This is a genomic window from Bordetella saccharivorans (assembly GCF_045862855.1).
Taxonomy (GTDB): Bacteria; Pseudomonadota; Gammaproteobacteria; order Burkholderiales; family Burkholderiaceae_B; genus Bordetella_A; species Bordetella_A petrii_F.
This window is the reverse complement of the sequence record NZ_BAAFZO010000001.1, coordinates 1,001,742-1,028,575: the sequence shown is the minus strand read 5'-3', so window position 1 is coordinate 1,028,575 and position 26,834 is coordinate 1,001,742. Positions and strand designations below refer to the sequence as shown.

Sequence of the window (26,834 nt, the reverse complement as noted above, 5' to 3'; positions counted from 1 at the left end):
CTGATAATATGATTTTTCAAAATTCATATTATCAGTTGAGAGGTAAGTATGACTCCGCAGGAGATCAAGGCTCGCGTGGCCTCCGGGTTGCTGTCCTTTCCGGTGACGCATTTCCATGACGACTACAGCCTGAACCTGGACAGCTACCGCGCCCACGTGGAATGGCTGTCCGGCTTTGGCGCGGCGGCGTTGTTCGCCGCCGGCGGCACGGGCGAGATGTTCTCGCTGGCGCCGGACGAGATCGGCGCGGTCACCCGCGCCGCCAAGGAGGCCGCCGGCGACGTGCCCATCATCGCGGGCTGCGGCTATGGCACCGCGCTGGCCAAGGATATTGCGCGCCGCGCCGAGGACGCGGGCGCCGACGGCCTGCTGCTGCTGCCGCACTACCTGATGGAAGTGCCGCAGGAAGGCATCTACCAGCACGTCAAGGCGGTCTGCGACGCCACCGGCCTGGGCGTCATCGTCTACAACCGCTCGAATTCGATCGCCAGCGCCGACACCGTGGCGCGCCTGGCCGACGCCTGCCCGAACCTGATCGGCTTCAAGGATGGCACGGGCAAGACCGAACTGGTGCGCCGCATCACCGCCAAGCTGGGCGACCGGCTGTCGTATATCGGCGGCATGCCCACGCACGAGCTGTATGCCCAGGGTTTCAACGGCCTGGGGCTGAGCACGTATTCGTCGGCGGTCTTCAACTTCGTGCCCAAGCTGGCCGTGCGTTTCTACAACGCGCTGCGCGCCGATGACCAGGCGACGATGACCGCGATCCTGGACAGCTTCTTCTTTCCCTTCGCCGACATCCGTGACCGCGAGAAGGGCTATGCGGTGTCGATCATCAAGGCGGGCGTGGAGCTCATCGGCCGCACGCCCGGGCCGGTGCGCCCGCCGCTGACCAACCTGAAGCCGCAGGAGAAGGACATGCTCAAGGCATTGATCGAGCGCGCCGGCGACTGAGCCGGGCGGCTCCGGCCGCGAACGGCCCGTCCGACGGCGGGCCGGCGACGAGCAAGCACGCGGGCAGAACTGTGCAAGACCGTCGCGCAAGACCAACCCAAGGAGGAAGACATGAATCGAGCAGGTATCGTTTCCCTGGCCTCGGCGGCCCTGCTGGCCGCCCTGGCCGGGCCGGCCGCCGCGCAGGATGGCAACCGGGAAGTGCGCATCGTGCTGCCGGAGCAGCCGGCCAACCTGGAGCCCTGCGGCACCATCGTGACCAACATCGGGCAGATCCTGAACCAGAACGTCACCGAGTCGCTGTCGGTCATCAATCCCAAGACCGGCAAGGCCGAGCCCAAGCTGGCCGCCGGCTGGGAACAACTGGACCCGAACACCTGGCGCATCAAGCTGCGGCAGGGGGTGAAGTTCCACGACGGCGCGCCTTTCAATGCCAAGGCGGTGGCCTACTCGATCGAGCGCATGATCGGCGGCAAGGTGACGTGCAGCAACATGGCCAAGTTCGGCAACGCCAAACTCACGGTCACCCCGGTCGACGAGTACACCGTCGAGATCAAGTCCGACCGGCCCGCGCCCATCCTGCCGACGCTGCTGAGCGTGGTCATGGCGGTGTCGCCCAATACGCCCGCCGACAAGGCGGTCAACGACCCGATCGGCACCGGGCCGTACAAACTGGCGACCTTCACGCCGCAGACGGTCGTGCTGGAGCGGTTCGACGGCTATTGGGGCAAGCAGCCGGAGGTCTCGAAGGCCACTTATGTGTGGCGCCAGGAATCGTCGATCCGCGCCGCCATGGTGGAAACCGGCGAGGCGGACCTGACCCCCTCCATCGCCATCCAGGACGCGACCAACCCCAAGACCGATTTCGCGTACCTGAATTCGGAAACCACGGCGATCCGCATCGACGTGGCGCAGCCGCCGCTCGATGACGTGCGCGTCCGCAAGGCGCTGAACCTGGCGATCGACTGGGATGGCCTGGGCCAGCTGTTCGGCGACGACATCGAGCGCGCCGCGCAGATGGTGGTGCCGGGCATCGTCGGCCACGACGACAGGCTCGAGCCCTGGAAGTACGACGCCGCCGAGGCCAAGAAGCTGGTCGACGCGGCGCGCGCCGACGGCGTCAAGGTGGATGCCGAGATCAAGCTGATCGGCCGCAACGGCATCTACCCGAACGGCGCCGAAGCCATGGAGGCCATGATGACCATGTGGCAGGCGGCGGGCCTGAACGTCAAGCTGGTGATGCTGGACGTGGCCGACTGGCTGCGCTACCTGCAGAAGCCGTACCCGGCCGAGCGCGGCGCCAACCTGCTGCAGATGATGCACGACAACAACAAGGGCGACGCGGCCTTCACCATTCCCATCTTCTACCGTTCCAGCGGCCAGTACTCGATGATGAACGACCCGGCCGTCGACAAGGAGATCGACGCCGCCATGGCCGCCACCGGACAGGCGCGCGAAGATGCCTTCAAGCAGATTTTCGACCAGATGCGCAAGGAAGTGGTGCCGGACATTCCCATGTTCCACATGATCGGCTACACCCGCGTGGGCGAGCGCCTGGACTGGAAACCGGACATCACGACCAACAGCGAGATCCCGCTGGCCAACCTGCATTTCAAGAACTGATCGCGGCCGGGCGCATCACGGCAGTCGGGGAGTTTCATGCTGAATTATCTTGGCCGGCGGGCCTCGCACAGTGTCATTTCCATACTGGGCCTGCTGATACTGGTTTTTTTCCTGGTCCGGCTGACCGGCGACCCCTCCGCGCTCTACTTGCCGCTGGATTCCACGCCCGAGGCGCGCGCCGCGTTCGCCAAGCTGAACGGGCTGGACCAGCCGGTCTACGTTCAGTTCTGGCATTACCTGTCCGATCTGGCGCGGCTCGACTTCGGCGAATCCATGCGCCAGCACCGCTCGGCCATGGCCGTGGCGCTGCAGGCGTTCCCGCAGACGCTCAAGCTGGCCTGCGTGGCCATGCTGCTGTCGGTCTCGCTGGCCATCCTGGTGGGCTCGCTGGCGGCGGCGCGTCCGCGCGGCGTATTCGACCGGCTGGCTAGCGTGGCCTCGCTGGCCGGCGCCAGCGCGCCGGACTTCTGGGTGGCCATCGTGGCCATCCTGGTGTTCGCCGTGGGGCTGGATGTGTTGCCCACTTCGGGCACCGGCGGCTGGCAGTACTGGATCATGCCGATCTTCGTGCTGATGCTGCGGCCGTTCGGCCTGCTGGTGCAGGTGGTGCGCGGCACCATGCTGTCGTCGCTCGCCTCGCCGTACATCAAGACGGCGCGCGCCAAGGGGCTGGGCCGCCACGCCATCGTGTTCGGCCACGCGCTGCGCAATTCGCTGCTGCCGGTCATCACGGTGGCCGGCGACCTGGCGACCGGCCTGATCAACGGCGCGGTGGTGGTGGAGTCGATCTTCGGCTGGCCGGGCATCGGCAAGCTGATGATCGATTCGATCATCCAGCGCGACTTCGCCGTAGTGCAGTCGACCATCCTGGTCACCGCCACCGCGATCTTCATCCTCAACATCGTGATCGACGTGCTGTACGCGGTGCTCGATCCCCGCGTCCGGTACTGACATGACCGCCATGCTATCCGCCCGCCCAGCCGCCGCGCCGCCCGGCCGCAGCCGCGCCCGCCTGCTGTTCGATTATCTCAAGCGCGACCGGCTGGCCCTGGCGGCCGCTGTGTTCCTGCTCCTGCTGGTGCTGGCGGCGCTGTTCGGCCCGTGGCTGGTGGGCGACACGGCGACCCGGCTGGGCCTGCGCCACCGCAACCTGGCGCCGTTCAGCCTGGACGCCGGCTGGCTGTATGTGCTGGGCGCCGACACCCTGGGCCGGCCGATCCTGCCGCGCCTGGTGCTGGGCGCGCGCAACACGCTGGGCATCGCCGCTGCAGCGGTGTTCACCTCGATGATCGTGGGCGGCCTGCTGGGGCTGGTGGCAGGCTATTCGGAACGCTGGTACAGCCACCTCATCCTGCGCGCGGCCGACATCATCATGAGTTTTCCGTCGCTGCTGCTGGCGCTGATCGTGCTGTACACACTGGGCCCCAGCGTCACCAACCTGGTGATCGTGCTGGCCATCACCCGCATGCCGGTCTACCTGCGCACCGCGCGCGCCGAGGTGCTGGAACTGCGCGAGCGCATGTTCGTGACGGCGGCGCGCGCCATGGGCGCCAGTTCGCTGCGCATACTGCTGCGCCATATCGCGCCGCTGGTGGCGCCCACCCTGGTCACCATCCTGGCGATCGACTTCGCCACCGTGATCCTGGCCGAATCGGCGCTGAGCTTCCTGGGCCTGGGCGTCCAGCCGCCCGATTTCACCTGGGGCGCGATGGTGGCCAATGGGCGCGGCTACCTGGCCAGCGCCTGGTGGATCGCCTTCTGGCCCGGCATGGCCATCATGCTGGCCACGCTGTCGCTGAATATCCTGTCGAGTTGGGCGCGCACGGCGGCGGACCCGCAGCAGCGCTGGCGCCTGCAACAACTGAAGAGGGCCGCCCGATGAGCGACGCCGACCTGTCGCAGCCCATCCTGCGCATCGACGGGCTGACCGTCGATTTCCTGTCCGACGACGAGCCGGTGCGCGCGGTGGATAACGTGTCGTTCCATGTGTGCCCGGGCGAGACGCTGGTCATACTGGGCGAGAGCGGCTCGGGCAAGAGCGTCAGCACCAGCACGGTGATGGGCCTGGTCGATTGCCCGCCCGGCGACATCGTCGCGGGGGCGATCCACTTCCAGGGCATGGAGCTCGCGCGCCTGGGCGACGAGGCCCGGCGCGCCGTCAACGGGCGCCGCATCGCCATGATCTTCCAGGATCCGCTGGCCTATCTGAATCCGGTCTATACGGTGGGCCGCCAGATCGCCGAGGTATACACCAGCCACGGCGTCGCGGCGGGCGCCCAGGCGCGGGCGAGGGCCATCGACCTGCTGCGGCGGGTGGGCATCCGCGAGCCGGAGACCCGGGTCGATTTCTACCCGCACCAGTTCTCGGGCGGCCAGCGCCAGCGCGTGATGATCGCCATGGCCATCGCGCTCGAACCGGACATCCTGATCGCCGACGAACCGACCACGGCGCTGGACGTCAGCGTGCAGGCGCAGATCCTCGACCTGCTGCGCGACCTGCAGCGCGAGCGCCGCATGGCGCTGATCCTGATCACCCACGACCTGGAAGTGGCGGCGGCGATGGCCGACCGCGTGATCGTCATGAATGCCGGCCAGATCGTCGAAGCGGGGCCGGCGCGCGAGGTCTTCACGCAGCCGCGGCATGCGTACACGCGCAAGCTGACCACCGCGCTGCCGCACGGCGCGGCGATGGAGCAGCGGCATCGGCGCGCGCCGGCGGGCCGGCGCGAGGTGTTGCTGCGCGTCGAGCACCTGGTGAAGGAGTACCCGCTGTCGGCCGGCCTGTTTGGCAGCAAGCGGATGCTGCGCGCGGTGGACGACGTCAGCTTCGAATTGTGCAAGGGCGAGACGGTGGGCATTGTGGGCGAATCGGGCTCCGGCAAGTCCAGCATGGCGCGCCTGCTGTTGCGGCTGTTCGACGCGACCGCCGGCGCGGCGTACTACCAGGGCCAGGACATCTTCCGCATGAGCGACGCGCAGATGCGGGTGTTCCGCCGCAAGGTGCAGATGGTGTTCCAGGACCCCTTCGGTTCGATGAACCCACGCATGAACGTGCACGACATCATCTCGGAGCCGTGGGCCATCCACGGCGACATCCTGCCCCGGCGGCGCTGGGCCGGCCGGGTGGCCGAACTGCTGGAGCTGGTGGGCATGAAGCCCGAGCACGCGCAGCGCTACCCGCACCAGTTCTCGGGCGGTCAGCGCCAACGCATCGCCATCGCCCGCGCGCTGGCCAGCGAGCCGGAGCTGGTGGTCTGCGACGAGGCCGTGTCGGCGCTGGACGTGTCGATCCAGGCGCAGGTCATCGACCTGCTGGCCGACCTGCGGCAGCGGCTCGGCCTGTCGTACCTGTTCATCACCCATGACCTGCCGATCGCGCGCCACTTCGCCGACCGCATCCTGGTGATGCAGCAGGGCAAGGTGGTGGAGCAGGGCGAGACCCAGGCCATTTTCGAACGGCCGCGCCACGAGTACACACGCAGCCTGCTGGCGGCTACGCCGCGGCCCAAGTGGCTGGCGGCGGATTTGCCGGGGGGCGCATGATCGATATTGTGTTCCATGGCCGCACCGCCGCCGCCTACCTCGACGACTTCCGCGCGGCCCTGCGCTGCGAGGCGCATATCCGGACCGTGCCCGAGGCCGTTTGCGAGCCGGACGATATTCAGGCGCTGCGGCAGGCCGACGTGGTGATCGGCAATCGCCTCGACGCTTCCATGCCAGTGCCCGAGGGCGCGCGGCTGTACCAGGTGTGCGCGACGGGCTACGACCGCATCGACCTGGACTTGCTGCCCGCCGGCGTCACGGTGTGCAATTGCTATGGCCACGAGCAGGCGATCGCCGAGTACGTGATGGCGGCCATCCTGGCGCGCCGCATCCCGCTGGCGGACGCGGATGCCCGCCTGCGCCAAGGACAGTGGCCGTATCGGGCGGGCACGCCGGACGGCCTGCACGGCGAGATTGGCGCGGCGACGCTGGGCCTGCTCGGCTACGGCCAGATCGGCCGGGCGATTGCCCGCTGCGCCAAGGCCTTCGGCATGCGGGTGCTGGCGGCCAACCGCAGCCCGGTGCCATTGTCGGACACGGTCGATGCCTGGCACGGGCTGCAGGACCTGGACCGTTTCTACGCGGACGCCGATTTCATCGTGGTGTCCCTGCCTCTGCTGGACGGGACGCACGGCCTGGTCGGCGCGGCGGCCTTCGCGCGGATGGCGCGGCACGCAGTGCTCGTCAATGTGGGGCGTGGCCCGGTGGTGGACGAACAGGCGCTGTACGACGCCTTGTCGCGGCGGCGCATCGGCGGGGCGGTAATCGATACCTGGTACCAGTATCCCGCGGCGGCGGGACAGGCGGCGGCACCGTCGCGGCTGCCTTTTGCCGAACTGGACAACGTTCTCATGACACCGCACATGTCGGCCTGGACCGATGGCACCATCCGCCGCCGGGCGCGCGCCATGGCGGCGAATGTGGATGCGTGCTTCAGTGGCGGGCAACCCGGCTGCGTGATCCGCGCGCCGTCGGGGCCGGGCTAGCCGCCGATGGCGCGCCGGCGATTCCTGCGGGGCGACGCCTTGGCCAGCGGGTTGTACGCCAGCGCGGCGGACACCCATTGCTCCCATTGCGCGCGGGTGGCATAACCGGCCGGCTCGATCCAGAAGTACCCGCGCATGCCGCCGCGCGGGTCGAGCTCGCGCACGGCCGGCGATTCGGCGACCGCTTCATGGGTGTCCGGCGGCAGGCGCACCAGCAGGTCGTCAGCGCGCACGCCGAAGCAGATCTTGCCGTTGAGCAGGATGCAATGGCAGCCGAACATGAGGCGCTCGTCCACTTCGCCATGCGGTTCTGCCGCGGCGCGCAGGGCGCTGATCAGGGCCTGGGAGTGTTCGATGGGCATCAGGACGGGCAGTGGCTGTCTTCAGCGCTGATCATATAGCCGAAACCCCGCACCGTGCGCACCAGCGGCGCCTCGCCGTCGTGCTCCAGCTTGCGCCGCAGGTAGCGTATGTAGACATCCACCACCTTGGTTCCCGGGTCGAAGTCCATGCCCCAGACCGCGCGCAACAGCTGCGCGCGGTTGACCACCGTGCCGGCATGTTCCATCAGGTGGGCGAGCAGGGCGAATTCGCGCGCGGTCAGGTCGATGCGGCGCTCGCCGCGGTGGGCCGTGCGGGCGGCGAAGTCCAGCCGCAGGTCGCCCACGCTCAATGCCGCTGCCGCGCCCCGGCTTTCCTGCCGGCGGCGCAGCAGCGCCTGCAGTCGCGCCACCAGTTCGTCGAATGCGAAAGGCTTGCTCAGGTAATCGTCCGCGCCCTGTTTCAGCCCGACGATGCGGTCCTGCAGTTCGGCCTTGGCGGTGAGCATCAGGATCAGGCTGCGGCATCCGTCGGCGCGCAGCCGGGCGCACACCTCGACGCCTTCGAGCCGGGGCAGCATGCGGTCCAGGATGATGAGGTCGAAATCGCCGTCGCGGGCCGTCTCGTAGCCGTGCTGGCCGTCGCGCGACACGTCCACGCTGTAGCCTTCGGCCTGCAGGCCGCGCTGCAGGAAGGAAATGATGCGCGGATCGTCCTCGACCAGCAGTACCTTGGCGTTATACATGGCCATTCCTCAGGGGCAGCCGGATGGTGAACGTCGAGCCCTGTCCCTCCGTGCTGTCGAAGCTCACCGTGCCGTCGTGCTTGTCGACGATCCAGCGGGCAATGGACAGGCCCAGGCCGCTGCCGGCGGCCCAGCGCTCGCGCGCCTGCGCGCCCCGGTAGAAGCGGGTGAATATATGTGGCAGGTCGTCGGCGGCGCAGCCGGCGCCCTGGTCGCGGATGGACAGCTCGCCCTCGTTGTCCAGGCGGCGCACCGATATTTCGACCGCCGTGCCGGGCGCTGAATACTTGATGGCATTGTCCAGCGCGATCATGGCCGCCTGCTTCAGGCGTACCTTGTCACCGTAGATGGGCACGGCGCGAGCCGGTTCGTCGCTGTGCATGGCCAGCCGGATGTCCCGCCGGCGCGCCAGCACGTCGGTGTCGTGGAGGGCCGCGCGGGCGACGTCCTTCAGGTCGAGCAGGCCCTTGTCGAAATCGATGTCGTCGCTTTCCGAGCGGGCGATGAATAGCAGGTCTTCGATCAGGTGGCTCATTTCCGCCGCGCGCGCCACCACTTCCGACAGCGCCTGGCGGTAGTTGGATTCCTGCGGCGTCTTGCCGCGCAGCGCGATCTCGGCCTCGCCGCGCAGCGCCGTCAGCGGGGTGCGCAATTCGTGGCTGATGTCCGCCAGGAATCGCACGCGCTGCTGGTCGACCTCGGTCAGCCGCTGGTTCGCCTGCGCCAAGTCGCGCGTGCGCTGCGCGACCTCGTGTTCGAGCTGGCTCTTGGCGGCCAGCAGCATGGTGTGCTGTTCGTGCAGGCGGGCGGCCATCGTATCGAAGCTGCGCGACAGCGCGCCCAGTTCGTCCTGCGCCCGGCTGCCGATGCGGTATTCCAGCGACCCTTGCTCGATGGCGCGCGTGCCGGCCGCGAGCGCGCGGATCGGCCGGCCGAGGGAGCGCGCCAGCAGGTAGCCCGACAGCGAGGTCAGCGCCAGCAGCGTCGCCAGCAACGCCAGCATGGAAGCAGTCACCGTGCGCCGCAGCCGCTCGGCCGCCGACTCCAGCTTGGCGACTTCGCGCCGCTTGGCCTTGACGTTCTCGGCGACCAGTTGCTCGAATTCGGCATCCAGGCGGTTTTCGATCTCGACGCGGAACAGGGCAACGGCGTCGTCGCGGCGGCCGGCCGAATACAGCGCCAGCAGGCGCTCTACCGAACGGTTGATGCCGTCCATCAAGAGGCGCATGCGCTCGTAGCGCGACGGCGCGAATTTTTCGTCGCGATCCGCCGCGTCGGCATGCCGCAGGTCCATCTGCTGCAGCCGCGCGAACGATTGGTGGACGTCGGCGCGCGCGCTTTCGAAGTCGGGCAGCTCCGACGGCCCCAGCAACATCAGTTCGGCAATCTGCTCGGAATACCGGTTGGCGTCGATGGCCAGGTGCGAGGTCATGGCCAGTTCCCGGCGCGCATGGGTCACCCGGTCGAAATAGCCCTTGGTCGCGCGCGTGGCGAGTACGGTCGTGACCGCCATGACAATGACCGAGAAGGCGACAATGGATTGGAAGACCCAGATGCGAGTCTTGATGCTCAAAATATCCTCATACACTAGGAAAGCGCGGGCGGGCCGCGCACGATGCCTGTGCGGAAGCGCCCAGGATGCGCGCTTTTTATCGATTTAGCACCGCACATTCATTTCCTGATGAATGCAGATGTTTCGTCTGTTTAACCACGTGGATGCGGCCGGCCTCCAGGCGCCAGACCAGGTCGGCCGCCGCCAGCCAGCGCGGATCGCTGGTCACCAGCAGGATGGTCGCCGCGCGCCGGCGCAGCACTTGCGCCAGCGCGTCGTTGCGCACGCTATCCAGCATGGCGTCGGCATCGTCGACCAGCACAACGCGCGGGCTGCCCATGATGGCCCGGGCAATGACCAGGCGCTGGCGCAGCGTGGCCGGCAGGTCGGCGCCACGCTCGGCGATCCGGGTGTCCAGGCCGCGCGGCAGCGCGGCGATGGTTTCCTGCAGGCCGCACAGCCGCAGGGTATCGGCGATCTCGGCCGCGCTGGCCGCGCGCGCCCGATAGGTCAGGTTGCGGCGGATGGAGCCACGCAGCAGGGGCAGGTCGGGTGAAATCATGCCTACCGCCTGGCGGATCGATGTCAGGTCGTGCTCGGCCAGGGCCTGGCCGTCCAGGCGCACGGCGCCCTGGTCGGGATCGAACATGCGGGCCGCCAGCGCCAGCAAAGTGGACTTGCCCGCGCCGCCGCCGCCCGTGACGGCGACCAGCGAACCCGGCGGCGCCTCGGCGCTGGCCCGGGCCAGCGCACGGGCGACCGTCACGTTCTCCAGCGCCAGATGACCGGGCCCCGTCGCGAGCGGCGGCAAAGGCCCCGCGGCCGCCAGCGTCGGCAGTTGCAGGAACCCGCCCAGCACATCCCGGGCCGCGCGGAAGTTCTGCCAGAAGACGAAGATGCGTCCCAGGTCGCGCAGGGGCGAATCCAGCAGGTTGACTACCAGGATGGCGGCAAGCAGCGTGCCCCAGCCGGCGCGTTGCGCCTGCAGCAGGCCGGCCGCCAGCACCAGCGCGGTGAGCAGCGTGGAGACCGCGTCCGGCACCGCCCGCAGCAGGGCCGCCAGCCGTGCCTGGGACACGGCGGCCTCGGCCAGCCGCCGGCTTTGCTTCTTCAGCCGCGAGCGTTCGCCGCGCGTGCGGCCGAACACGCGCACCGGCGAGTAGGCGTTGAGCTTCTCGCCCAAGTTGGCGGCCAGCCGGCCCCGGGCGCGCCGCAGTTCGCGCACGCGTCGGTACAGGGGGCCGCCGGCCGTCGCCAGCAACGCCAGCGCGGCGGCGACCACGCCGGCTACGCAGGCGGCAATGAGCGGATCCAGCCAGGCCAACACCGCCACCGCGGACATGATGGTGATCGTGGCGACCGCCAGCCGCGCCAGGCCGCGCCCGACCCAGTCATTGAGCGCGTTCAGGTCCGCGACGAAGCGCACCATCATGACGCCCTGGGTGCGCTTCTGCAGAACGCGGCTGGACAGGCTGTTGAGATGGTCGAACAGCCGCAGGCGAGTGGCCGTCAGGTAGCTCTGGCCGAGCCGTTCCGCGGTGGTCCGCTCGATGGTGCGCAGGCCCATCAGGGCGAGGCCCAGCAGGGCCACGGCCGCCGCATGGGCCAGCACCCATTGTGGCGCCGCATCGGGCTGGTGCAGACTGTCGAAGCCGTGCCGGGTGGCCACGGCGATGCCGGCCATGGCGCCGGCCTGGGCGACGCCGTTGGCCAGCAGGCGGGCCATCAGGCCGCGCCGGCTGCCCGCCAGGATGGGCGGAAGCGGCGCACGCGGGCTCACAGGGCGGCCCGCGCCGGTTCCATGGCGGTCAATTCCTCCAGCGCGACCGGATCCGCCAATTCGTCGGGCCCCAGTACCGGCAGTCCCACGGCCTCGGTGGCTTCCTGGATGGCCAGCGGCGCGATGGTGATGATGCCGCTGAGCGCGATGGTCTTCAGCCGGTGGCGGGCGAGCCACTCCACTCCCGCCTTGGCACCCAGCGCATCGCGCGCCGCGAAGAAGACGCCGTCGACCAGCCGCTGGAACTCGGGCGCCTGCAGCAGCAGCGCTGTTTCGCGTTGATACAGTCCGTCGGCCACTTCGATCACCAGGACGTCGATGCCGGTGTTCATCGCGTGCGAGGCAAGCGTCAGGAAAATGCGCAGCAGTTCGGCGCGTTCCACCTTGTAGGTGGACACCACGCCCGCCGAGGTGAAGTCGAGGGCGGGGCGCGCGCCGGCATCCATCATGCGCCACAAGTCCCCGCCGGCTCCCGTGCCGGTAACCTTGGCTGAGCCGACCCGGTGGCCCGCCGCCAGGAAGCCGCGGATGAGGCTGACCGCGGTGGTGGTCTTGCCGGCGTTCATGGAGGCGCCGATGACGGCATAGACGCGCGCGGTCTTGGGCGCGCGCAGCGGCGGCAGGGTGGCATCGGCCACATTGAGCACCCGGCCGCCGCGGTCGGCCAGCAGGCCGATCGGCGTGATGCGGGTGGCGGGGGCGGTCTTCGCGCTGCGCGACAGGACGCTGGAGGCGATGCCGCCGGCGGCCACCAGGTCGCAGGCCTGCAGGTCGCCGCGGATTTCCGCTTCGAACTGGTCGGGCGCGTAGCGGTGGCCATAGGCCACCACGATCTCGTCGCCGACAAACAGGTTGGCGCGCCGGCCGTCACGCAGTTCCAGCGCCTTGTGGTGGCCGATCTTGGCGACTTCGGCCAGCACCAGGTCGCCGGGGCGCGGGCTGGCGGTCGTGACCAAGTTGGCCGCTTCTGACAGATCGACGTGGCGGGTGGCATAGGCCGTCTTGCAATGCTGCAGCCGCTGGTGAAGGTCGAGGTCGTGCATGAAAATCTCCAGGTCGAAAGCGGGATGAACCCAAGATATCAAGGCAGCGAGCCACGCAATTGAGAAATAGAGAAGCGCCAGATTAAAAACCGGTGAGAACGCCGCTCGCGCCCGGCCGGCGTGCTACAACGGCCGGGTACTTTGGGCCGGCGCAGTGTCGCGCCGGTCCGCGCGACGGGAGGCGGATCCGGGTCGATGAGCCTGCAACGTGTTTCGGACGCCGGGCATGCGCGCCGCCTGTGGCTGCGCGAAGGTTCGGCCTGTGTCTATATCAGCGACAGTTCGCTGGACGAGGTCCAGCCGGAGATGCGCCGCGCGGTGCTGGTGGTGCACGGTACCGAGCGCGACGGCCACCGCTACTGGCGGGCCCTGGCGCGGGCGGCGCGCCGGGCGGGGCGGGACGTGCGCGGCCGGACCTTCCTGGCGGCGCCGCAGTTTTTCACGCGCCGCGAGATCCGCGCGCGCGGCCTGGGTGCCGATACGCTGGCCTGGGCGCCGCAGGCCTGGAAGCAGGGCGATGATTCGCGCAATGGGGGCGGCGTCAGCGCGTTTTCGGTGGTCGATGCCATGGTCGAGCGCCTGTTGCGGCGCGACCGCTTTCCCGACCTGCGGCAGATCGTCATCGTCGGCCATTCGGCCGGCGCGCAATTCGCACAGCGCCATGCGGTGGCCAGCTCCTGCCATGCGCGGGCGCGGGACCGCGGCGTGGCGCTGCGGTATATCGTGGTCGCGCCATCTTCGTATCTCTACCTGGACGAGACCCGCCGCGGCGCCGGACCGGCCGGCGCCCATGGCCGGCCCTCCAGCGAGGCGCTGCTGCGCTGTCCGCGCTACAACCATTACAAGTATGGCCTGCGCCAGGCCAATGCCTATGTGGGCGCGCGCGATCCCGTGGAGCTGCGCCGCGCCTATGCGGCCAAGGAAGTGGTGTACCTGGTCGGCGAGCATGACGACGACCCGGACGACCGGCACCTGGACCGCAGCGCCGCGGCCATGCTGCAGGGACGCGACCGGCGCGACCGCTGCCTGGCCTATCGCGGCCACCTGGCGTATTTGTACGGCGGGCTGCCGCCCGGGCATGTGTTCGAGGTGGTGCCGGGGCTGGGGCACGAGGGCGCGCGCATTCTGCGTTCGCCGGTGGGGCTGCGCTGGTTGTTCGACACCGAGCGGGTCGCCAGCGAGTAGGGAAATCCGTGCGATGTGGCCACCATGGCGGCGGCGTCGCCCCGCGGCGGTTGCGAGTGGGCCTCCCTTGCGGGGAGGCCCGACCCTTCGGAACGCCGGAAGGCGCAGCCGGGCCGGGGAGATCGTCACTCGCGGACAACGGAGGGAAAGCCGCGTGATCAGAGGGGACACCCGTGCTGCGCCAGGCGAGGCCGCCCCGTCCCGGAAGGACGGCCCCGCCTTTCCGGTCGGTCAGAACCGGTGGCGAATACCCACGGCGAACGCCGTGTTCTTCACGTCTTCCTGGAAAGCGAAGTTGTCGCCGTACGCGCCATAGGCGTACAGGTTGGTGCGCTTGCTCAGGTCGTAGGTGGCGCCCAGGGCGAAGATGTTGAACGCTTCGTCGTCGCCGGTGAGCTTGCTGTTCTTCGGGTCGGCGCGCTGCCAGCCGCCGAAGATCTTGGTCGCGCCCAGGGGCACGGTCAGGCCCAGCATCATCGAGTTCACGCGCGCGCCGTCGACCACGCGCAGGCTGCCCAGCGAATTGAAGTCATCGGGGCTGGTGCCCATGCTGATGCCGGAGAACCAGCCGTCGTACGTCTGGCCCCAGGCCGCGTGCAGCGCGACCACTTCGAAGTCGTACTCGGCGCCGATGATGTATTCCTGCAGGCTGGTGTCCTGCTCGTCCGACACGGCGTTGGTCGGGTTCAGGCGATCGTAGGCGGCGGCCAGCGTCAGCGGGCCGTTGCTGTACTTCGCGCCCACCGTGATGACGCGGTTGTTGTCGCCGGTGGCGAAGTTGCCGTCCTTCTCGTCGTCGGCGTTGAACGAATAGCCGACGCCGAAGCTGAAGCCCGACAGGTTGGGCGACTGGTACATCACCATGTTGTCCAGGCGCAGCGACTTGGCCGAACCGAAGGCGCTGCCGATGCCGGCGATGCCGTAGTCGGTGCCGAACGGGCTGATGCCGCCGATGTACTTGGAGGCCATGTTGGTCTGGCGGCCGAACTCGAGCTTGCCCCACGAATCGCCGGCCAGGCCCACCGTGGCCTGGCGGCCGAACAGGCGGCCGCCCTGCGACGAGGTGCCGTTCTGGCTGTCGAAGCCGGATTCGAGCGTGAAGATGGCCTTCAGGCCGTCGCCCAGGTCCTCGGTGCCCTTCAGGCCCCAGCGCGAGCCGCCGCTGACGCCGCTGACGCCGCCGACGCGGCTTTCCTTGAAGCCGTTGGGCCCCTTGACCTGTTCATAGCCGATACCGGTGTCGATCAGGCCGTACAGCGTGACGCTGGTATCGGCCGCGTGCGCTGCGCCGGCGAATCCCGTTGCCAGAGCGGCAGCGAGCAAGGTTTTCTTCATGTAATGCTCCTGTGTTTGCCATATGACGGCCGGCATCGAAGTCCGGAAATCCGTGCCCCGACATCGGCATGGCCCGCAGTCTAGAAGACGGAGAGCTTTGGAAATATTTCGGCGCAGTTCAAAAAGAGTTTTCCGCGCAACGGAACAGTCCGTGCGCGTTGCTGTAATAAAGGCATGGCATCGCGCGTGCGCGCTGCTCGCGCGATACCGCAAAATCCGCGGCCCGGTTCGCGCCGGCAACGCGGCGATAGCCCGCTATTTCGCCGTCCGGCGCATGCCTGGCGGCCCGGCGCGGTGTGGCGCGGATCAGACAGCAGGCCTGATCCGGGCACGCCCGGGGGGCCGTTGTCGCGCCGGCCGCCGCTGCGGTATATATGTCGTCACCCGCGTGTCATGGACGATGGCGGGTCGATCAACGGAGACAAGCATGCGGGACCACCATCTGGCGTTGTTGGCATTCACGGAATCGCCTGCTCCGCAGGTCGTCTGCCGTTCCCGCAAGATATCCGAGTGCAACCATGCGTTCGCGCACCTGTTCGGCTACAAGCGCGAAGAGCTGGTGGGCGAATCGATCCTCAAGCTGTACCCGTCGCTGGCCGACTACCACGAGATCGGCCAGCGCTGCCTGAAGCACTTGCAGAGCAATTGCTACTACGAGGACGAGCGCTTCATGCAGCATCGCAACCGCGAGATCTTCTGGGCCCGCGCGCGCGGCATCACGCTGACTTCCGACGATCCCTTCGACCTGATGATCTGGAGCTTCGAGCGGATCGCCGACAATCCGGTCAAGACCGCCAACCTGACCCGCCGCGAGCGTGAGATTTCCGGCTACGTCGTCAATGGCCTGAGCTGCAAGGAAATCGCCGCGCGCCTGAAGATCTCGCATCGCACGGTCGAGGTGCACCGCGGCCGCATCATGCGCAAGCTCGAGGTCAAGAACACCGCCGAGCTGGTCTCGCGCATCATCATGGTCGACCGCAAGGCCTGAGGCGGCCGGCGGATGGGCGTCAGCGCGACAGGCTGCCGGTGCGGTTCACTCCGGCGGCCAGGTAGCCGCCGTCGACCGCCAGGATGTGGCCGTTGATGTAGCCGGCGCCCGGCGAAGCCAGGAAGACGATGGCCTCGGCGATCTCTTCCGGGGTGCCCAGGCGGCCGGCCGGCAGCATGGCCTCGAAGGCCGCGCGGGTTTCCGGCGTGTAGGCGCCGGCCGTCATGGCCGTGACCACCGGCCCGGGCGCGACCGCGTTGGCGGTGATGCCGAGCGGGCCCAGTTCCATGGCCAGCTGGCGGGTCAGGCCGATGACCGCGGCCTTGGAGGTGCCATAAGCCGCGCGGCCGATACCGGCGCGCACGCCGCTGATCGAGGCGAGGTTGACGATGCGGCCGTAGCCGCGCGCGGCCATGCCGATGCCGGCGCGGCGGGCGCAGCGGAAGGTGCCGGTGACGTTGACGGCGAGAATCCGCTCCCAGTCCGCGATGGGGTAGTCGAGCAGCGGCGCCACGCCCATGATGCCGGCGCTGTTGACCAGGATGTCGACCGGGCCGAGCGCGGCCTCGGCTTCCTGGAAGGCCTGCTCCACCGAGGCATCGTCGGTCACGTCGATGGCCAGCGCGGCGGCCTGGCCGCCGGCCTGGGCGATCTCCCGCGCGCACGCCAGCGCGCCGTCGCGCCGCAGGTCGGCCACCGCCACTTTGTCGCCGCGCGCGGCCAGCGCCAGCGCGGCGGCCCGGCCCAGGCCCGAGGCGCCGCCCGTGACCAGCGCGACGCGGGTTCGTTCTTGTTGCATGGAAGCTCCCTTGCCGGCTGCCCGGCGTCATTTGCCCAGCATCATCTCGGGCAGGATGGTGACGATGATGGGGAAGGCGAACAGGATGGCGGTGGCGACGAATTCCATGATGACGAACCACCAGGCGCCCTGGAAAATCTTGGTCAGCGGCGTGGAACGGTCGATGCCGGCAATGACGAAGACGTTCAGGCCGACCGGCGGCGTGATCAGCCCGATTTCGCACATCTTGACCGCCAGGATGCCGAACCAGATCGGGTCGAAGCCCAGCGACACGACGGTGGGAAACATGATCGGCAAGGTGATCACCAGCATCGAGAACGCATCCAGGAACATGCCCATCGGCACGTAGGCCAGCAGCAGCAGGATGACGATCAGGGTGGGCGGCACCTCGGAGGCGACGATCAGCTCGGCGATCTGCTGCGGCACTTGCACCAGGCTGAGGAAGAAGCTGAAGATGCCCGCGCCGAGCATGGTGAAGAGGATCATCACGGTGGTGGTGATGGCGTTGCGGAAGCTCTCGTACAGCTTGCCGCGCAGCGTGCCGCGCGCCTGCGCCGCGCACAGCAGCATGACCAGCGCGGCCAGGGCGCCCACGGCGGCGGCTTCGGTGGCGGTGACGATGCCCAGGTAGATGCCGCCCAGCACGATCACGAACAGCATCACCACTTGCCAGCCATCCTTGAGCGACGCCAGGCGCTCGCCCCAGCCGTGGCGCGGCAAGGGGGCGGCGCCGACCCGGCCGCTGGCCGCGACGGCCCAGATGCCCGCCACGAACACCAGCGTCGACAGCAGGCCCGGCAGCACGCCAGCCACCAGCATCTTGCCGGCAGAGACTTCGGTCAGGGCCGCGTAGAAGATCAGCAGCACGCTGGGCGGGATCAGCACGCCCAGCACGCCGCCGGCGGCCACGGCGCCGGCCGACAGGCGCGGATCGTAGCCCGCGCGCTTCATCTCCGGGATGGCCACCGCGCCGACCGTGGCGGCGGTGGCCACGCTGGAACCGGAAGTGGCGGCGAAGCCGGCGCAGGTCAGCACCGATGACATCGCCAGGCCGCCGGGAAAGTGCCCCACCCATTTGCGCGCCACATTGAACAGCCGCGCGCCGACGCCCGCATGATGCGCGAAGGCGCCCATCAGGATGAACAGCGGGATGACCGTCAGCAGGTAGGAGGCCGACTGCGCATAGGAGAACGATTTCAGGCGGTTGAGGACGAAGCCGAAGTCCTCGACCATGACGATGCCGGCGACGCCGGCCAGGCCCAGCGCGGCGAACACCGGCGTGCCCAGTAGCATCAGGACGAAGATCAGGCCGGTGGCGATCAGCGTGGCGGTGGTGGTGTCCATGCCGGCTCCTCAGTGCGACGCGGCGGCGGCCGTGCGGCGGGGCGCGCGGCCGCCCAGCGCCCGGGCGGCGCAGAACAGCATCTGCAGCGCGCCGAACCACAGGCCGATGGCGACGGCCACCTTGGTCCACCAGATCGGCACTTCCACATAGCCCCAGCGGAATTCGCGGATCGCCACCGACTCGATCGCCTCGCCGGTGGCCGGGTAGGCCAGCACGGCCAGCATGGCGGCCGCCAGCAGCCAGGCCAGGCAGTCGAGCGCGCGGCCGGCCGCTTCCGGCAGCCATTTCCGGGCCATGGTCACGCGGATGTGCGCGTCGTCGAACTGCGTCCAGCCCAGGCCCATGAAGACGATCATCACCATGCTGAGCTCGGACATCTCGAACAGTCCCGGCAGGGGGCTGCCGGCGATGGTGCGGAACACCGCGTCGATGGTGGTGCCCAGCATCATGAACAACAGGAAGGCGAGGGCGAGCGCGCCCATGATGTTGGAGAGGGCAAGCAGCAGCCTGCCGAGCGGAGTTTCTTCTTTCATGTGGAGGCCGTTCGAAGAATGGCGCGCCGCGGCGGGGGCCCGCCGCGGCCGCCGTGGGTCATGCCTGGGCGGCCAGCTCGTCGAAGCGCTTGAGCGTGCCCTGCGGGTCGTACTTGGCGATGGCGGCGTCGATCAGCGATTGCATGCGCGGGCCGTCGATGCCGGCGGGCTTGGCGACGTTGTCGAGCCAGGCCTGGACTTCGGCGGGCTGCACCAGCGCCTTGGCCTTGCGCTTTTCCTCGTCGGACAGCGAGGAAAACTTGGCGCCTTCGGCCAGGGCCGTCTTGACGTATTGCCGCGCGGCGGCGTCGAAGATCTCGGTGTACTTGCCGCCGTAGATCTCGCCGACGATGTCGTTGCACAGCGCCTTGACCGGCTCCGGGAAGGCTTCCCAGGTGCGCATGTTGATGATGGTGGCGGACGGCCCGTGCGGGCCGTCGCCGATGTCGGTGAAGTAGGGCGCGATCTCGTGCAGCTTGTAGCCGACCGCCGTGATGAAGTCGAAGCCGTACACGCCGTCCAGCACGCCGCGCTCGAGCGCGGTGTAGACCTCGGGCGCGGCCATCGGCACGGCGGTGCCGCCCAGCCGCTGGATCACGTCGTTGGCCACCCCGTAGCCGCGGATGCGCTTGCCGCGGATGTCCTCGACCGACTTGATCGGTTCGCGCGTGACCAGCGGCGCGTAATACCAGTTGGTCCAGTACATGACCTTGGCGCGGTAGCGCTTTTCCCATTCGTCGCGCAGCGGCTGGAACTGCTCGTAGACGTCGCGGCACACCAGGTGCAGCGCGTCGGCGCGGTTCATGCGGTAATACCATTCCAGGCCGCGCGTGACGGGCAGCTGCGCCTGGTAATAGCCCGGCGAGATCAACGACATTTCGGACGTGCCGTCGCGCACCGCCGACAGGTGCTCGCCCACTTTGTTGAGCGACTGCGCCCAGTAGCGGCGCACTTTGACCGCGCCGTTGCTGCGCGTTTCCAGCTGCTTGAGGAACCAGTCGTCCAGGCGCGACGGCCCGGCCGTCTCGGCGATGTAGCTGTCGAACTTGATGGACACGGGCTTGTCCGCCGCCAGCAGCCGGGACGGCCAGACCGCCGGGGCCGAGACGCCGGCCAGCAGGCCGGCGGTCTTGATGAAATCGCGTCTTTTCATTGTTGTCTCCTCGTGGTGGGTTGGGCCGGCCTGTGCTTCAGGCCGTGCCGGGGCGCGCTGCCGTTTCGGCCTGCAGCGCTTCGCGCAACTGCGTCTTGGGAATCTTGCCGTAGCTGTTCTTGGGCAGCTCGGCGCGGAAGCAATAGCGCTTGGGGGTCTTGAACGCGGCGATCTCGGCGCGGCACCAGCGGTCCAGCTCGTCCGCGGGCGCCGTCGCGCCCGGCCGCAGCACCACGAAGGCGACTACTTCCTCGCCCCACTGGGCGCTGGGCGCGCCGACCACGGCCACTTCGTGCACGGCTGGATGGCGGGCCAGCACTTCTTCGACTTCGCGCGGGTAGATGTTCGACCCGCCCGAGATGATCACGTCCTTGCAGCGGTCGGTCAGCGTCAGGAAGCCGTCCTGGTCCAGGCGGCCGATGTCGCCGGTGCGCAACCAGCCGTCGACCAGGGTCGCGCGCGTGGCCGCCTCGTTGTTCCAGTAGCCCGCCATGACGGCGTCGCCGCGTACGATCACTTCCCCTTCCGCGCCGGCCGGCACGTCGGCCATGGCGGGATCGACCACGCGCACTTCCATGCAGCTCTGGGCTACGCCGACCGAGGCCAGGCGCGCCTGCCAGCGCGGATGCCCGCTGTCGGCGATGATCTCGCGCGGCAGCGCGGTGATGGTCATGGGGCTTTCGCCCTGGCCGTAGATCTGGGCGAAGCACGGCCCCAGCACCCGCAGGGCCTCGAGCATGTCGGCCTGGTACATGGGGCCGCCGCCGTAGATGATGGTGTGCAGGCCGCGGCCGTCGTGCCCGTCGCGGCGCGCCTGCTCGACCAGCCGCTTGACCATGGTGGGGGCGGCGAACAGCGACAGCGAACCGCATGCTTCGGCGGTGTCGAGGATCTCGGCCGGGTCGAAGCCGCGGCTGGCGGGCACGATGTGGCGCGCGGCGCGGCGCACGTATACGAAGTGGTACAGTCCGGCGCCGTGCGACATGGGCGCGGCGTACAGCATGCTGTCGCCGGCCGTCACGGTCTCGACGTCGGCGGCATAGCACAGCGCCATGGCCGCCAGGTTGCGGTGGCTGAGCATCACCCCCTTGGGGCGGCCGGTGGTGCCGGAGGTATAGAACAGCCATGCCAGGGCCTGGGGCGCCAGGGCGAGCGGGGCGCGCAGATCGTCCGCCAGGCCGGCGCGGGCCGCCTGGTCGTAGGCGGGGCTGTCGACCGCCAGGTGCAGGCACGCCGCCGGGACGCAGTCGCCGGGCAGATCCAGCGGAGAGTCGGTCAGCACGGTCCGGGCCTGCGAATCGCCCAGGATCCACGCCACTTCCTTGGGATGCAGTTTCGGGTTGACCGGCACGACCATGGCGCCGATCCACCAGCAGGCGTAGAACAGCTCCAGGTATTCGACCCGGTTCTTCATGAAGAGGGCGACGCGGTCGCCCTGGGCCACGCCGTGTCCGGCCAGCCAGCGCGCCAGGCCGCCGGCGCGCAGCGCGAAGGACCGGTAATCGGCGTGCAGGCGGTCGCCGCGGAACAGGGCGGGGTTGTCGGGATGCAGCAGGGCCGCGGCATGCAGCCAGTTCGCGATATTCATGATGCGGGAATTGGCGGCTCAGGCGCGGGTCGCCTGCAGGATCGAGGCATAGTTGGCCACCGCCGCTCCGCCCATGTTGAAGACCAGGCCCAGTTCCGCGCCGGGGCGCTGGATGCCGCCGGCGCGGCCGGTGAGCTGGCGGAACGCCAGGGCATGCATGGACACGCCGGTGGCCCCCACCGGGTGCCCCTTGGCCTTGAGGCCGCCGGACAGGTTCACCGGCAGGCTGCCGTCGCGCAGCACGGTGCCGTCGTCGAGGGCGCGCCGGCCCTGTCCTGCCGGGGCCAGTCCCATGGCCTCGTAGATCAGCAGTTCGGCGATGGTGAAGCAGTCGTGCACCTCGGCGAAATCCAGGTCGCCCACGCTGATCCCCGCGTCGGCATAGGCCTGCGAGATCGCCCGGCGCGGGCCTTCGAAGGCCAGCAGGTCGCGGCCGCGCAGCGGCAGGAAATCGTTGACCTGGCAGGCGGCGCGAAAGCGTACTTCGCGGGCGAACGGCGCCGCGTGCTCGGCGGCGGTCAGGACCACCGCCGCCGCGCCGTCGGTAACCAGCGAGCAGTCCGTCAGGCGCAGGGGCGGCGCGATGAGCGGGTTCTTGTCGGACACGGTATTGCAGAAATCCGCGTCCATCGGCCGGTGCATCTGCGCCAGTGGGTTGTCCATGGCGTTGCCATGGTTCTTGGCGGCGATCCGGGCCATGGCGGGCAGCGGATCGTCGTAGCGCTCGGCGTACTGGCCGGCAGCCAGGGCGAACAATTGGGGAAAGCTCAGGCCGGCCTCGGCGGCATCATTCTTGTAGCCCGCGCCCGCCAGCGCCTCGGTGACTTCGGCGGTGCTGCGCGCGGTCATTTTCTCGGCGCCCACCACCAGCACGGTGCGCGCGGCCCCCGCCTGGATGGCCCGCATGCCGGCGTGCAGCGCCGCCGCGCCGGACGCGCAGGCGTTTTCGCAGCGGGTGGCCGGCTTGAAGCGCAGCGCGGGCGACGCCTGCAGGACCAGCGACGCGGCGAAGGCGTCCGGCACCAGGCCGGCGTTGAAATTGCCCAGGAACACCGCGTCGATCCGGGCCGGGTCCACGCCGGCATCCTCGATCGCCTCCGTAGCGGCCATGACGATGAGCTGTTCGAGATTCAGGGCGTCCAGGCGGCCGAAGGGCGTATGGCCGCTGCCCACGATGGATACCGGTATGCCGGGCATCGTCGTCTCCGTTGATTTTTCTGGTTTTTTTAGTATGGGTGGAGGTACCCCGTATATCCATACGTGCAGCTACGTACAAAAATACGTACGGGCAGGGCCGGCCCCCGCCGCGCCGCCGACCCGTGCGGCATAGTGACTTGCCGCGGCGCCCGCGCTAGTATGATCTGCCCCCTCTTTCTTTGCCAAGGAGCCTTCATGGCCAGTCTGACGATCAATGGCAAGACCCAAGACATAGACGCTCCGGACGACATGCCCCTGTTGTGGGTGATCCGCGACCGGCTCGGCATGACCGGCACCAAGTTCGGCTGCGGCATGGCCATGTGCGGCGCCTGTACGGTGCACATGGACGGGCAGCCGATCCGTTCGTGTGTCACGCCGATTTCCGCGGCGGCCGGCAAGCAGATCACCACCATCGAGGCGGTCGGCGACGACGATGTCGGGCGCGCCGTGCAGGAAGCCTGGGCCGACATCGGCGTGCCGCAATGCGGCTACTGCCAGTCCGGCCAGATCATGTCGGCCACCGCGCTCATCAAGAGCAATCCCAAGCCGACCGACGCGGATATCGACGCGGCCATGAGCGGCAATATCTGCCGCTGCGGCACCTATCCGCGCATCCGCGCCGCCATCAAGCAAGTCGCCAGCAAGGGAGCCGCCAAATGAGCGAATTTTCGCGTCTGATCCCGCAATTGTCCGCCGGCCTGACCGGCCCCGCGCCTGCCTCGATGGCGCGCCGCGACTGGCTGAAGACGGCCGGCGCGCTGACCGGCCTGGTGCTCGCGGTGGGCGCCGCCGGCATCGTGCGCGCAGCCGACGCCAAGGAAGAAAAGAAATACGGCGCCGACGGCATGCCGCACGGCACGGTCGACGATCCCCAGATCTTCGTCTCGATCGGGGCCGACGGCATCGTGACCATCATCGCCCACCGCGCCGAGATGGGCACCGGCGTGCGCACCGGCCTGCCCATGGTGGTGGCCGACGAACTCGAGGCCGACTGGACCAAGGTGCGCGTCATCCAGGCGCCCGGCGACGAACCGCGCTACGGCAACCAGGACACCGACGGTTCGCGCAGCACGCGCCACTTCTTCCAGCCGATGCGCCGGGTCGGCGCGGCGGCGCGCGGCATGCTGGAAGCGGCCGCCGCCAAGCAGTGGGGCGTGCCGGTCGAGGAAGTCGCCGCGCGCAACCACGAGGTGGTGCACGAGAAGTCCGGACGCAAGCTCGGCTATGGCGAGCTGGCCGAGGCCGCCGCCGCGCTGCCGGTGCCGGCCGGCGACGCGCTGCGCCTGAAGACGCCGGAGCAGTTCCGCTATATCGGCAAGCAGAGCACGCGCAGCGTCGACATCCAGGACATCGTCACCGGCAAGACCCATTTCGGCATCGACACGCGCCTGGACGACATGTTGTACGCATCCATCGCGCGGCCGGCCGTGCTGGGCGGCAAGGTCAAGCGCTACCAGGCCGACGCCGCGCTCAAGGTGCCCGGCGTGGTGAAGGTGGTCGAGCTGCCGGCCGGGCCGACCCCGCCGGTGTTCACGCCGCTGGGCGGGGTGGCGGTGATCGCCCGCGACACTTGGGCGGCGCTCAAGGGGCGCCAGGCCCTGGAAATCGAATGGGACGACGGGCCCCACGCCAGCTACGACTCCGAGGCCTTCCGCAAGACGCTGAGCGAAGGGGCGAACAAGCCGGCCAAGGCCGTGCGCAACGACGGCGACGCCATGCAGGCGCTGGCCGGCGCGGCCAAGCGCATCGAGGCCGAGTACTACCTGCCGCACCTGGCCCATGCTTCCATGGAGCCGCCCGCCGCGACCGCCCGCGTGGCCGACGGCAAGTGCGAAGTCTGGGCCTGTGTGCAGTCGCCGTACGGCACGCGCGAGAACGTCGCCAAGCACCTGGGCATGGACATGGCGGCGGTCACGGTGCACCAGACCCTGCTGGGCGGCGCCTTCGGCCGCAAGTCCAAGTCCGACTTCGCGGTCGAGGCGGCGCTGCTGTCGCGCGAGATGGGCGGCAAGCCGGTCAAGGTGACCTGGTCGCGCGAAGACGACATCGCCAACGACTATTTCCATACGGTCTCGGTCGAGCGCCTGGAGGCCGGCGTCGATGCGCAGGGCAAGGCGGTGGCCTGGCTGCACCGCACGGCGGCTCCCACCATCGGTTCCACTTTCGTGGCCGATGCGCAGGGCCAGCAGCCGTTCGAGCTGGGCATGTCGGCGGTCAACATCCCGTTCGACATTCCCAACTTCCGTGTCGAATCGGTGCCGGTGCCGGCCCATACCCGCATCGGCTGGTTCCGCTCGGTGTCCAACATTCCGCACGTCTTCGCGGTGCAGAGCTTCGTGGCCGAGATGGCTCACGCGCTCGGGCGCGATCCGCGCGATTACCTGCTGGAGCTCATCGGCCCGGCGCGCAAGATCGCCCCGGCGGATATGTCGGACGGCTGGAACTATGGCGAATCGCCCTCGGTGTATCCGCTGGATACCGGCCGCATGCGCAAGGTCGTCGAGTTGGCCACCGAGCAGGCGGGCTGGGGGCGCAAGCTGGAGCCAGGCAAGGGGCTCGGGGTAGCGGTCAGCTACAGCTTCGTCACCTACGTCGCCACGGTGGTCGAGGTTGAGGTCGGCAAGGACGGCAGCCTGGCGGTGCCGCAGGTGCACGTGGCGGTCGACTGCGGCCCGCAGGTGCATCCGGACCGGGTCCGGGCCCAGGTCGAGGGCGCCTGCATCATGGGCCTGAGCCTGGCCACGCGCAGCGAGATCTCGTTCTCCAAGGGGCGCACCAACCAGACCAATTTCCACCAGTATGAAGTCACGCGCATGTCGGAGGCGCCGCGCGACATCAAGGTGCACCTGGTGGAACACGGCTTCGACGTGCCGCTGGGCGGGGTGGGCGAGCCCGCGGTGCCGCCCTTCGCGCCGGCGTTGTGCAACGCGATCTTCGCCGCCACCGGCAAGCGCATCCGCAGCCTGCCGGTCCGCGACCAGCTCAAGGCCTGAGCGGCGCCATAAAAAACCCGCCGGCGCGTGCGCGCCGGCGGGTTTTGTTTTGTCCGGAGGCGGATCAGTTGACGTTCATGCCCTCGGCCTTGAGGACCGGTGTCCACTTGTCGATCTCGGACTTGACCCACTTCTTGAGCGATTCGGGCGTCTGGCGGTCTTCCGAGACGATCTCGGCGCCCAGGTCGGCCATCTTGCTGGTGAAGGCGGGCGACTTCAGCGCCGTCTTGAGCGCCTTGTTGAAGACGGCGATGTCCTGGGCGGGCGTGCCGGCGGGCGCGTAGATGCCGTGCCATACCTTGACTTCGAACCCCTTCAGGCCCTGTTCGTCCAGGGTGGGCGCGTCGGGCAGCTTGGAGATGCGCTGCAGGGTCGTGACGCCGTAGAACTTCACGTTGCCGGCCTGGATATGTGGAATCGTCTGGGTCGTCTGATCGCACAGCACATCGACCTGCTCGCCCAGCAGGGCCGACATGGCCGGGCCGGTGCCCTGGTACGGAATGGTGGTGAATTTCACGCCGAGCGCCTGCTGCAACAGCGAGCCGCACAATTGCGATACGGCGCCAGGGCCGGCGTTGGCGAGGTTGATCTTGTCGGCGTTGGCCTTGGCGTACTGGATGAATTCCGCCATGTTGCCGGGCGGGAAGTTCTTGCGCGCCAGCAGCGTCATGGGCACGTCGACCACTTCGCCGACGTATTCGAAGCTCTTGAGGGGATCGAACTTCAGCGCCGGGTACAGGGCCGTGGCGGTGGCCATGCCATTGTGGTGGATGAAATAGGTGTAGCCGTCGGGCTCGGCATTGGCGACATACGTGGCGGCGACCGTGCCGCCCGCGCCCGTGCGGTTCTCCACCACGACAGGCTGGCCCAGTTCCTTGCTGAGCTCGGCGCCCAATGTGCGCGCCACGACATCGGTCGGGCCGCCCGCCGCGAACGGCACGACGAGGGTGATGGCGCGCGACGGGTAGTCGGCCGCTTGCGCCCCCGGTGCCAGGGAAAGCGCGAGCAGGGAAAGGGCAATGGTGAATGGCGGACGGAAGGCCATGCGATCTCCTGTGTTCTCGGTATTGCGGGCGGACCCGGCGTAGCCGCGATAGGTACGCCGGCGTCGGCCGCCCAGCCCGCTATTGTTGGACAGTGCGCCGCGGGCCGGCAATTCGAGTTTGTGAAA

The 26,834-nt window shown here is 68.9% G+C and carries 23 protein-coding genes; 10 read left to right on the top strand and 13 right to left on the bottom strand.

The genetic code is table 11. The features are described 5' to 3' along the window. Nucleotides 1-48 precede the first annotated feature (48 nt). The 6 genes from kdgD (at nt 49) to ACKTT0_RS04860 (ending at nt 7,106) form a co-directional block, all read left to right on the top strand. On the top strand, nt 49-954 hold the full coding sequence (gene kdgD, locus ACKTT0_RS04885; RefSeq protein WP_407848589.1) for a 5-dehydro-4-deoxyglucarate dehydratase: 906 nt from the start codon (nt 49-51) through the stop codon (nt 952-954). A gap of 111 nt (nt 955-1,065) precedes the next feature. Beyond that, nucleotides 1,066-2,577, top strand: a complete 1,512-nt coding sequence (locus ACKTT0_RS04880) for an ABC transporter substrate-binding protein (RefSeq protein ID WP_407848588.1) — start codon at nt 1,066-1,068, stop codon at nt 2,575-2,577. 36 nt (nt 2,578-2,613) lie between these two features. After that, a complete protein-coding gene (locus ACKTT0_RS04875; RefSeq protein ID WP_407848587.1) occupies nt 2,614-3,528 on the top strand; it encodes an ABC transporter permease in 915 nt (304 codons plus the stop codon). 1 nt (nt 3,529) lies between these two features. After that, nucleotides 3,530-4,459 carry an ABC transporter permease gene (locus tag ACKTT0_RS04870; protein ID WP_407848586.1) on the top strand — a complete coding sequence of 310 codons (930 nt, stop codon included), beginning with the start codon at nt 3,530-3,532 and terminating at the stop codon, nt 4,457-4,459. Next, the gene (locus ACKTT0_RS04865; protein ID WP_407848585.1) at nt 4,456-6,120 is read left to right on the top strand and encodes an ABC transporter ATP-binding protein; all 1,665 of its coding nucleotides are present in this window, start codon (nt 4,456-4,458) and stop codon (nt 6,118-6,120) included. Before ACKTT0_RS04870 ends, ACKTT0_RS04865 begins: the two co-directional genes overlap by 4 nt. After that, complete coding sequence (locus ACKTT0_RS04860; protein WP_407848584.1) at nt 6,117-7,106, top strand: 2-hydroxyacid dehydrogenase; 990 nt, start codon at nt 6,117-6,119, stop codon at nt 7,104-7,106. The genes ACKTT0_RS04865 and ACKTT0_RS04860 overlap by 4 nt, the downstream gene beginning before the upstream one ends. On the opposite strand, the gene ACKTT0_RS04855 is transcribed toward ACKTT0_RS04860, so the two are convergent. The 5 genes from ACKTT0_RS04855 to ACKTT0_RS04835 form a co-directional block, all read right to left on the bottom strand. Beyond that, a complete protein-coding gene (locus ACKTT0_RS04855) occupies nt 7,103-7,468 on the bottom strand; it encodes a TfoX/Sxy family protein (RefSeq protein ID WP_407848583.1) in 366 nt (121 codons plus the stop codon). The genes ACKTT0_RS04860 and ACKTT0_RS04855 overlap by 4 nt on opposite strands. Continuing rightward, a complete protein-coding gene (locus ACKTT0_RS04850; RefSeq protein ID WP_407848581.1) occupies nt 7,468-8,172 on the bottom strand; it encodes a response regulator transcription factor in 705 nt (234 codons plus the stop codon). Before ACKTT0_RS04850 ends, ACKTT0_RS04855 begins: the two co-directional genes overlap by 1 nt. Continuing rightward, nucleotides 8,165-9,745, bottom strand: coding sequence for a sensor histidine kinase (locus ACKTT0_RS04845; RefSeq protein ID WP_407848580.1), 1,581 nt, complete (start codon nt 9,743-9,745; stop codon nt 8,165-8,167). Before ACKTT0_RS04845 ends, ACKTT0_RS04850 begins: the two co-directional genes overlap by 8 nt. 76 nt (nt 9,746-9,821) lie before the next feature. After that, on the bottom strand, nt 9,822-11,450 hold the full coding sequence (locus ACKTT0_RS04840; RefSeq protein WP_407848579.1) for an ATP-binding cassette domain-containing protein: 1,629 nt from the start codon (nt 11,448-11,450) through the stop codon (nt 9,822-9,824). A 50-nt stretch (nt 11,451-11,500) separates the two neighbouring features. Further along, nucleotides 11,501-12,547: a P-loop NTPase family protein gene (locus ACKTT0_RS04835; protein WP_407848577.1), complete on the bottom strand. Its 1,047-nt coding sequence runs from the start codon at nt 12,545-12,547 to the stop codon at nt 11,501-11,503. 195 nt (nt 12,548-12,742) lie between these two features. Here ACKTT0_RS04835 and ACKTT0_RS04830 point away from each other — a divergent pair, with 195 nt between their 5' ends. Next, complete coding sequence (locus tag ACKTT0_RS04830) at nt 12,743-13,732, top strand: alpha/beta hydrolase (RefSeq protein ID WP_407848576.1); 990 nt, start codon at nt 12,743-12,745, stop codon at nt 13,730-13,732. A gap of 231 nt (nt 13,733-13,963) precedes the next feature. On the opposite strand, the gene ACKTT0_RS04825 is transcribed toward ACKTT0_RS04830, so the two are convergent. Continuing rightward, nucleotides 13,964-15,067 (bottom strand): porin, encoded by a 1,104-nt coding sequence (locus tag ACKTT0_RS04825; RefSeq protein ID WP_407848574.1) that lies wholly within the window; start codon nt 15,065-15,067, stop codon nt 13,964-13,966. A 427-nt stretch (nt 15,068-15,494) separates the two neighbouring features. On the opposite strand from ACKTT0_RS04825, the gene ACKTT0_RS04820 reads away from it, so the two are divergent. Continuing rightward, entirely contained in the window at nt 15,495-16,055 is a 561-nt protein-coding gene (locus ACKTT0_RS04820) for a LuxR family transcriptional regulator (RefSeq protein ID WP_028352801.1), read from the top strand. Nucleotides 16,056-16,074: 19 nt separating this feature from the next. Here the strand turns inward: ACKTT0_RS04820 and ACKTT0_RS04815 are convergent, their stop codons facing one another. The 6 genes from ACKTT0_RS04815 to ACKTT0_RS04790 are packed head-to-tail and all read right to left on the bottom strand — an operon-like array spanning nt 16,075 to nt 22,670. After that, nucleotides 16,075-16,854 carry an SDR family NAD(P)-dependent oxidoreductase gene (locus tag ACKTT0_RS04815; RefSeq protein WP_407848572.1) on the bottom strand — a complete coding sequence of 260 codons (780 nt, stop codon included), beginning with the start codon at nt 16,852-16,854 and terminating at the stop codon, nt 16,075-16,077. A 27-nt stretch (nt 16,855-16,881) separates the two neighbouring features. After that, on the bottom strand, nt 16,882-18,198 hold the full coding sequence (locus ACKTT0_RS04810; RefSeq protein WP_407848570.1) for a TRAP transporter large permease: 1,317 nt from the start codon (nt 18,196-18,198) through the stop codon (nt 16,882-16,884). Nucleotides 18,199-18,207: 9 nt separating this feature from the next. Continuing rightward, nucleotides 18,208-18,732: a TRAP transporter small permease gene (locus tag ACKTT0_RS04805; protein ID WP_407848568.1), complete on the bottom strand. Its 525-nt coding sequence runs from the start codon at nt 18,730-18,732 to the stop codon at nt 18,208-18,210. Between the two features lie 58 nt (nt 18,733-18,790). Next, nucleotides 18,791-19,885 (bottom strand): TRAP transporter substrate-binding protein DctP, encoded by a 1,095-nt coding sequence (dctP, locus tag ACKTT0_RS04800; RefSeq protein WP_407848566.1) that lies wholly within the window; start codon nt 19,883-19,885, stop codon nt 18,791-18,793. Between the two features lie 37 nt (nt 19,886-19,922). Further along, nucleotides 19,923-21,473 carry a class I adenylate-forming enzyme family protein gene (locus tag ACKTT0_RS04795; protein ID WP_407848565.1) on the bottom strand — a complete coding sequence of 517 codons (1,551 nt, stop codon included), beginning with the start codon at nt 21,471-21,473 and terminating at the stop codon, nt 19,923-19,925. An 18-nt stretch (nt 21,474-21,491) separates the two neighbouring features. After that, nucleotides 21,492-22,670, bottom strand: a complete 1,179-nt coding sequence (locus ACKTT0_RS04790; protein WP_407848563.1) for an acetyl-CoA acetyltransferase — start codon at nt 22,668-22,670, stop codon at nt 21,492-21,494. Between the two features lie 195 nt (nt 22,671-22,865). On the opposite strand from ACKTT0_RS04790, the gene ACKTT0_RS04785 reads away from it, so the two are divergent. Together ACKTT0_RS04785 and ACKTT0_RS04780 are read left to right on the top strand one after the other, a co-directional pair. After that, nucleotides 22,866-23,330 (top strand): (2Fe-2S)-binding protein, encoded by a 465-nt coding sequence (locus ACKTT0_RS04785; protein ID WP_407848562.1) that lies wholly within the window; start codon nt 22,866-22,868, stop codon nt 23,328-23,330. Next, nucleotides 23,327-25,663 (top strand): xanthine dehydrogenase family protein molybdopterin-binding subunit, encoded by a 2,337-nt coding sequence (locus tag ACKTT0_RS04780; RefSeq protein WP_407848560.1) that lies wholly within the window; start codon nt 23,327-23,329, stop codon nt 25,661-25,663. The genes ACKTT0_RS04785 and ACKTT0_RS04780 overlap by 4 nt, the downstream gene beginning before the upstream one ends. Nucleotides 25,664-25,727: 64 nt before the next feature. On the opposite strand, the gene ACKTT0_RS04775 is transcribed toward ACKTT0_RS04780, so the two are convergent. Next, complete coding sequence (locus tag ACKTT0_RS04775; RefSeq protein ID WP_407848559.1) at nt 25,728-26,708, bottom strand: tripartite tricarboxylate transporter substrate-binding protein; 981 nt, start codon at nt 26,706-26,708, stop codon at nt 25,728-25,730. Between the last annotated feature and the right edge of the window lie 126 nt (nt 26,709-26,834).